The following is a 7722-nucleotide window of genomic DNA, read 5'->3' as shown; positions in this document are numbered from 1 at the left end:
GCGTTACCACACATCACATGGAAATCCAAACGGAAATAGACAATTATGAAAACCCGATTAAAGAATTAATTGGAAAATCCATTTCTGACGTCAACTATTTCGAAATAGATTACGGAAAACCACTTTGGAACGAAACTGAATATCATTCACTTGATTATGGAATTGAATTGATAACGACTGATGAGCAAGCTTATTATTTTGTTTGGGGAAGTGAATTCACCCAATATGATGTCAAATTTCGCAAAGGAAATATATTGACTGAATTCAGTACCGAAAATGGAGCTAAAAAATATAATGTAAATAGTAACCAAAAATGGACTGAATTAATCGGAATAAAAATCAGTGGAATTGAAAGCTGTTGGTCTTATTGGGGTTTGATTAACGAGAACAAACGAAATTACTATCCACAAGATGTTCGAATTGAATTTGAGAATAGAAAAGAAATCTGGATTTCTGCTCTCGAAATAACTGACGGAAAAGCAATGGGAATGAAAGATCACTTAACAATAGTTTTTGATCAAAAAGTTGCGGATAAATATAAAATTGGAATAAAAAACGTGTGGTAACAACACCTATGCGATAATGCGGGGTTTTGATTTAATCGAAAGATCATTGCTTATTTGGTTTGTCGCCAAAGTATTAAATTTAGTATTTTAGAAAATATAAAAACGAAACATAAACTTTGGCTAAGTGCTAGCTCGAAAACCAGTGATTTTCTGCTTCCGCACTACGCATAGTTAAACGTTAGCTTGCATTCGAAAATGAAAGATAAATTAGATTACATCACAAGACAATTATCAAGGGCTAAAAAAAAACGGTTTGAACATTATGTTATTAATCGGATATGGAATCTACTTGATGATCTATCGATTAAATTTACTACTCAACAATATGTTGTTAGACCTGACGGTCGGGCTTTAACAGATATGTTTTTTCCACAGTTTGACTTACACATTGAAGTAGATGAACCATATCACCTTAATCAAATTGAACAAGATAAATTAAGACAAGCAGATATAATAAACTCAACTGGACACACTATTGAAAGAGTAGACACTTCAAGAGGAATAGAATTTTTAAATGAACGAATTAATGAAATTATAGATTTAATTAAAAAGAAAAAAAAAGAAGCAGATTTTAAACCTTGGAATATTGTAGAAGAACAAACTCCACAGACATATATTGATTTAGGATACATTGACATAAAAGATGATGTTGCTTTTAATTATTCTTATTTAGCCTGTAATTGTTTTGGTCATGATTATAAAGGATTTCAAAAAGGAGGAACTATTCACCCGAATCAAGAGAAAACAGTTTTATGGTTTCCAAAACTTTACCCAAATAAAGAATGGAGGAACACAATATCCGATGATGATACTATCATTACCGAAATTTGTATCGATACAAATAAATTACAAAAACATATAACCGAAAGTTTGAATAATGGTTATTATAATAGAATAATTTTTGCTCGTGTAAAAAGTTCATTGGGAGACATTATGTATCGATTCAAAGGTGAATATTTTCTTGATATTAATGAATCAAACAATACAAACGGTTTAATATGGAAAAGAATAAAAACAAGAGTCAAAACATACAAAACGACAAGCTAACAATGGCTATAGTTAATACGGGGTTTGGTGCTTAACCCAAAGTTAATAGCTTTTAACCAAGTCCGCCATATCTTTTAATTTGGCTTTAAAAGAAAAGATAAAACAGAATAAAAAGTTTTGGCTAAGTTCGTAAACGAAAGTTCACTACTTTTAATTCCCGTACTAACCATAGCCTAAACGTTGTGCAACATTGAAAAAACTGATTACTTATTTATGAATAATGTTGAAAAAGGAAATCAATTTGAGAAAAAATCTCTGGAAATAATTGAAAACTTAAAAGAAGAAGGCTTATTCGGTGTTAAAGATTTTATTCAAATTACTCCTAAAGCTAAACGTTATTCTGAGTTAAGAAAAGCAGAAATTGAATTTGATTTAATAATTGAGTTCAAACCACCAAATGCAGACAGACCTATGATGACTTATTTCATAGAATGTAAAAATTATGGTAAAAGAGTACCTGTCGAACAAGTTCAAAAATTCCATAGTGACATTTTACAAGTTTCAGGAGTTAATGCTAAAGGAATAATAATTAGTAAAGGTGCTTTTCAAAAATCTGCCTACAATTTTGCTGAGTCAACAGGAATGATGATTATAGAGGGAGACTGTAAATAACTACAATATTGTTCACTATAAACGTTCATATGAAAATGAATCAAAAATTCCTTTTATTGAAAAATCTTTAGTTCATAACTTAATAGATGAAGGATTAAAATCAATTGAAAATCTCATTGATAAAGAATTACTCAATATATTCACAAAATCAGAAAATAATCTAACTTATGGAATAGATAAACTCTCAAAAAAAGATATTAGTGAGATAGCAAAAGAAGAACTAAACAAGATAAGTAAAGGTATTCTTCGAAAAGCTTATGGATTAAACATAAAAGAATTTAGTGAATACTTGGATAAAGAATATGGAATAGAAATTTTACATTTTAACCCCAAAGAACACCAATTTTTAGGGACTTGCAACATTGAAACAAAAACAATTGGTATTAGCAAAAGTATAGTTGATACGCCAAGAGAAATGTTTGTCTTAGGACACGAATTCGGACATTTTTTACTTCATCAAAAAGTCGTGATAAATCAAAATCTATTAGATTCATTTAATGATTCTAAGTTTGACTTTTCTACAGGTAAACATAATCTTGAAAATCCGAGACAATGGATTGAATGGCAAGCTAATTATTTTTCCGCTTCATTATTGTTACCCGAAAGTTCATTGACCGCTAAATTATGGCAATCAATGATAAGAAGAGGTTTAACTCAAGGAGATTATATTTTAAACGACTCTATTGATTCTCACAGAAAATTTCAAAGTATTGTATCGTATTTATCGCTACATTTTAGTGTTTCTAAGACAAGCATAATATATAGACTAAAGGAATACAAACTTTTAAGAGAAGAATCGAGAACTAAATCCATAAAACAAATAATTAAGGAATTTAACTTTAAAGAATTTACATAAAAACGTTGCACAACACAGTGTATAAAACATAGCTAATAAGTGTTTAACCAAAAGGGTTGTATATATTTAGAAAGTCCGCCAAATTTTTAATTTGGTTTTTTAAACGAGAAAAAATTAAAAACAAAATATAAAAATTTGGCTCTATGTTAACCCGAAAAGTTAGTGTCCTTTTGCACGCTACGTTTCATACACAAGTCCGTTAGGTGCAAGCGCAAAAAAAATCCACCGCACGGTCAAGCACATTTGTAGCTCCGTACCTCCGCCACAAAAGAGCTTGCCCTTCCCCACCGCCACCCAAACTCAAATTAATCTTGAAACATTTGTAATATAAAAAGAACTAAAAGTTGGTTAATTCGGAACATTTATTTACTTTCACAGAACATTTAATCAATTAAAATTAATTATGACGTTTCTTGGTAAATACCTTACTGACAAATCAATAAATAAAGCTCAGGTTTCAAGAAAAACTGGAATTGGTAAATCACGTTTAAGTAACCTTACTACAAAAGAAGGTACTAACCTCAAAGCAGAAGAATTATATCTTATTTCTAAAGCAATAGATGCTGACCCAAATGACATTCTTGAAAAAGTATACGGACACCTAAAACTGAATAATTAATATGGAAAAATTAAATTTCATAGATTTATTTTCAGGAGCAGGAGGATTATCCGAAGGTTTTATAAATGCAGGCTTTTCACCAATTGCTCACGTAGAAATTGAAAAAAAAGCTTGTGAGACTTTAGAGACTAGATTGGTTTATCATAAATTAAAATCTGAAAACAAAACAAAAAATTATTACGATTACATTTCAGAAAAAATGACTCGTGAAGAGTTTTTAGAGAAGTTTGCTAATTCCGAAATTTCCGATTCAGTAATAAATATACCTATTGGAGGAGATAACAACAAAATCATATTTGGAAAAATTGATAAACTCGCTAAAGGAAAACAAATTGACTTGATTGTTGGTGGGCCTCCTTGCCAAGCATACTCTCTCGTTGGAAGAGCAAGAGACAAAGACGGAATGAAGAATGACCCACGTAATTTTCTTTATAAAGAATATGCTAAATTTTTAAAAAAATATGCCCCTAAGGTTTTTGTTTTTGAAAACGTTATGGGATTAATAACCGCAGAAAAAGGAAGCTATTTTAAAAATATGCAAGCATATTTTAAACGAATTGGTTATGAAATACATTATACAATTCAAAAATCAGAAGATTTTGGAGTATTACAAAAAAGAAGAAGAATAATTTTAATTGGTTGGCAAAAAGGAGCTGATTTTAAATATCCAGAATTTGATAAAATAAAAGATGAATATACTGTAAGTCAAATTTTATCTGATTTAAAAAAAATAAAACCAGGTGAACAAAATAATATCACAAAATATTCTAAACCAACGACAGAGTATCTTGAAAGATTTGAATTAAGAAACGGAGTCGATTTTGTTACTCAGCATATTGCTAGACCTCATAATGATAGAGATTTAAATATCTATAAAATCGCAATAAATAAATGGTTAAAAAAATCAGAAAGATTAAAATATCCTGACTTACCAACAGAACTTAAAACTCATAAAAACGAAACTTCTTTTGTTGACAGGTATAAAGTTGTTGACATAAATGGACTTTCTCATACAATGGTTGCTCATATAGCAAAAGACGGTCATCATTATATATATCCTGATAATAAACAAATTAGGTCTTTATCTGTTAGAGAAGCCGCTAGGATTCAATCTTTCCCAGACAATTTCTTTTTTGAAGGTGGCAGAAGTGCCGCTTTTAGACAAATTGGTAATGCCGTACCTCCATTAATGGCTAATGAAATTGCAAAAAAAATAAAAGAACAACTATGACCGAAAAATTAAAATTAGTATTTGACCCTAATACAATTGAGCATTTAGGTATTTCACTTTATTCAAAACTTCCAAGTGTATTATCAGAATTGATTTCAAACTCGTGGGATGCAGATGCGGACACAGTGCTTATTAATTTTTCTGTAAGTGAAAACAGTAAGGAAATACATTATACAGATGATGGTAATGGAATGGATTTTCAAGAGTTACAAGAAAAATATCTTGTAATTGGAAGAAACAGACGAAAAGATACTCAAAAGCAAGTAAGTGATATTAAGAAAAGAAAGGTCATAGGCAAAAAAGGACTTGGTAAATTATCTGTATTTGGAATTTGTGATACTATAGAGGTTATATCTGTAAAAAATGGTTTTAAAAATCATTTTAAAATGAATCTTGAAGATATCAGAAATAGTCAAGGAGAATATGAACCTGAGATAATTTTAAAAAACGAAAAAACAGATGATGAACAAGGAACAATTTTATACTTAAAAAATATAAGAAGGAAATCTGCATTTGATTTAGATAAAATTGCTTTAAGTTTATCTAAGAAGTTTTTAATTTTTGAGGAAATGAAAACTAGTTTATATTCTAACAATTCAAATGAAATTGAAGTTACAAATGATTTGAAATTTAAAGAATTAAAAACACAATTTGAATGGAAATTCCCTGAAGAGAAATATGATAATGAATATGAACATTGGGAAGACATTCAAGGAACAATATTCACACTAGAAACTCCTGTAAAAGATACAGAAATGAGAGGTTTATACTTAACCTCTAGAGGGAAAATTGTGAATACAGCTGGTTTTTATGGCGCTAGAGATAATGACCAATTTCATAGTTACGTAACAGGTTATTTAGAAGTAGATTTTATAGACGACTTTGACGAAGATGTTATTTCAACAGATAGGCATTCCTTAAATTGGGAAAATGAAAAGACCCGTGAATTACAAGAATACATTCATAAAATCATTAAAAAAATTGGTGCTGAATGGAAAAACAAAAGAGCTGGTGTAAAAAAAGATTCGATTGTAAAAACTAAAGATTTAGATATTGATAAATGGCAAAAAGAGTTACCTACATACGAAAGAGAGTTAAGTAATAAAATTATAGAGCCAATTCTTGAAAATTCAAATATTGACGTTAATGAATCAAGTGAAATTATTGGAAATGTGATTGATAAATTCAATAATCAAACATTCAAAGAATATGCTTCAAAAATAGCGGACATTTCAAAACCAGAAGATATTCCAGCTCTTTTAGAATTAATGGATGATTGGAAAGCTATTGAATCTAAGCAATTTAAAGATTTAGCTTATTCAAGAATTGAAGTAATTAAACAATTTGAAGAATATATCAATACTAACACAAAAGAAGTACCAACACTTCATAACTTTCTTAAGAAATTCTCTTGGCTTTTAGACCCTAGAATTCTTGAATTCAGAGATGAAGTTACTTATTCTAAACTTCTAAAAGAATCGTTTCCTGAGGATAAGTTAGATGAACCAAACAAAAGAATAGATTTTTTATGTAGTAACGCTTTAGGAGAAATACTTTATGTAATTGAAATAAAACGTAGTCAATTTAAAATTGATGAAAAGGCTTTAGAACAAGCTGCAAAATATGGAGCTTTTTTAAGAAATAAATATGCTAGTCAAACAGGTTTCTCTAAAGTTGTTTGTTATGTCGTTGGTGGACAAAAATCTGATGATTATGAATTTATAGATAAAGAAGACACTTATATTAAATCAGGAAAAGTATTTGTGAAAACATACCGCGAACTATTAGAACAGTCAAAAGAATATCACAAGGAATTTATAGAAGCTTATGACCAACATAATTAGAATTAGCCAACGCAAATTCAAGCACATTTTAAGTTTGTTCGTGCCTCACAAATTTAAAAGAGCTTTCACGCCAACGCTAGCAAGTTTGTGGAAAGAAAAGCCAGACACCTAACAAGGTATAAAAAACATAGGGCGTTTGTGCTAAATCCAAAGGTCTGTGCTTAATAACAAAGTCCGCTAAATATAAAATTTGGCGTTTATAAGTAAAAAGATAAAAGCAAAATATTTATATCTAGCTAAGTAATAAACCGAAACGAAAGTGCTTATCACCTGCCCTACGTTTCTTATACTGAACGTTATAGCCAATCAAAATTAAATATGAAAATAAAATTATCAGTTCTCCTTTTTATTTTAACAATTTTGTCTGTTAAATCTCAAGAAGTAATTAACGAAACGGAAAAAACTCAAACCGAATTTATTGAGTGGAAAGATGTTGAAATTGCTCCACTCTTTAACGATTGTAAAAGAAAAAAGAAAGAGGAAAAAAATAAAAAATGTACAAAAGACAAAATCAACGGTTTTATTCACCGAAAATTAAATACAGAACTGATCTCAAAAGAATTTAAGTCTAGAACGCTAGTTGAGATTAAAAGCGAATTCATAATCAATAGTAACGGAAAAATTGAAAACATAAAAGTGGATGGACCGACAGAAACAGCTATAAATAATGTTTATGAAATATTTAGTTTGCTTCCCAAAATGTCTCCTGGTATGAATAACGGAAAAGCTGTAAATGTGAAATATAAGCATTTTGTTCGCTTTTATACATTTTAAAAAAGGCTATAACACCAAGTATGTGATCATAGCAGTTAAGTGATAACCCAATGGTTCTTGTGTATTTGCTATGGCGCAAAGATTTTATGGAGAGAAAAGTTATAAAATCAGCGCAGAAAATGTCGATGGCTTGGTAACATTTTGCTCTGCTACGACACATACTTATAACGTTA

Annotated in this window: 8 protein-coding genes; all 8 read left to right on the top strand. The window is 29.6% G+C overall.

Annotation, left to right across the window (positions count from 1 at the left end):
• On the top strand, window positions 1-566 hold a 566-nt coding region (locus tag N456_RS23085), incomplete at its 5' end, for a hypothetical protein (protein ID WP_205410300.1).
• 195 nt (window positions 567-761) lie between these two features.
• Window positions 762-1613 (top strand): AbaSI family restriction endonuclease, encoded by an 852-nt coding sequence (locus tag N456_RS23080; RefSeq protein WP_062062836.1) that lies wholly within the window; start codon window positions 762-764, stop codon window positions 1611-1613.
• A 213-nt stretch (window positions 1614-1826) separates the two neighbouring features.
• Entirely contained in the window at window positions 1827-2225 is a 399-nt protein-coding gene (locus tag N456_RS23075; RefSeq protein ID WP_062062833.1) for a restriction endonuclease, read from the top strand.
• A gap of 289 nt (window positions 2226-2514) precedes the next feature.
• Entirely contained in the window at window positions 2515-3081 is a 567-nt protein-coding gene (locus N456_RS23070; RefSeq protein ID WP_062062830.1) for an ImmA/IrrE family metallo-endopeptidase, read from the top strand.
• Window positions 3082-3484: 403 nt separating this feature from the next.
• Window positions 3485-3700: a helix-turn-helix domain-containing protein gene (locus N456_RS23065; RefSeq protein WP_062062826.1), complete on the top strand. Its 216-nt coding sequence runs from the start codon at window positions 3485-3487 to the stop codon at window positions 3698-3700.
• Window position 3701: 1 nt separating this feature from the next.
• The gene (locus tag N456_RS23060) at window positions 3702-4931 is read left to right on the top strand and encodes a DNA cytosine methyltransferase (RefSeq protein WP_062062823.1); all 1230 of its coding nucleotides are present in this window, start codon (window positions 3702-3704) and stop codon (window positions 4929-4931) included.
• A complete protein-coding gene (locus tag N456_RS23055) occupies window positions 4928-6775 on the top strand; it encodes an ATP-binding protein (RefSeq protein ID WP_062062821.1) in 1848 nt (615 codons plus the stop codon). The genes N456_RS23060 and N456_RS23055 overlap by 4 nt, the downstream gene beginning before the upstream one ends.
• 318 nt (window positions 6776-7093) lie before the next feature.
• The gene (locus tag N456_RS23050; RefSeq protein ID WP_062062819.1) at window positions 7094-7549 is read left to right on the top strand and encodes an energy transducer TonB; all 456 of its coding nucleotides are present in this window, start codon (window positions 7094-7096) and stop codon (window positions 7547-7549) included.
• Window positions 7550-7722 lie beyond the last annotated feature (173 nt).

This window comes from Aquimarina longa SW024 (assembly GCF_001401755.1).
Classification (GTDB): domain Bacteria; phylum Bacteroidota; class Bacteroidia; order Flavobacteriales; family Flavobacteriaceae; genus Aquimarina; species Aquimarina longa.
Note: the sequence above shows the minus strand (reverse complement) of the source record. Positions and strands in the feature narration are given on the sequence as shown.

What these genes read in the sequence shown, in the direction of transcription:
- N456_RS23075 (WP_062062833.1), top strand. Translation starts at nt 1,827, where the DNA reads ATGAATAATGTTGAAAAAGGAAATCAATTTGAGAAAAAATCTCTGGAA.
- N456_RS23080 (WP_062062836.1), top strand. Translation starts at nt 762, where the DNA reads ATGAAAGATAAATTAGATTACATCACAAGACAATTATCAAGGGCTAAA.
- N456_RS23055 (WP_062062821.1), top strand. Translation starts at nt 4,928, where the DNA reads ATGACCGAAAAATTAAAATTAGTATTTGACCCTAATACAATTGAGCAT.
- N456_RS23060 (WP_062062823.1), top strand. Translation starts at nt 3,702, where the DNA reads ATGGAAAAATTAAATTTCATAGATTTATTTTCAGGAGCAGGAGGATTA.
- N456_RS23050 (WP_062062819.1), top strand. Translation starts at nt 7,094, where the DNA reads ATGAAAATAAAATTATCAGTTCTCCTTTTTATTTTAACAATTTTGTCT.
- N456_RS23065 (WP_062062826.1), top strand. Translation starts at nt 3,485, where the DNA reads ATGACGTTTCTTGGTAAATACCTTACTGACAAATCAATAAATAAAGCT.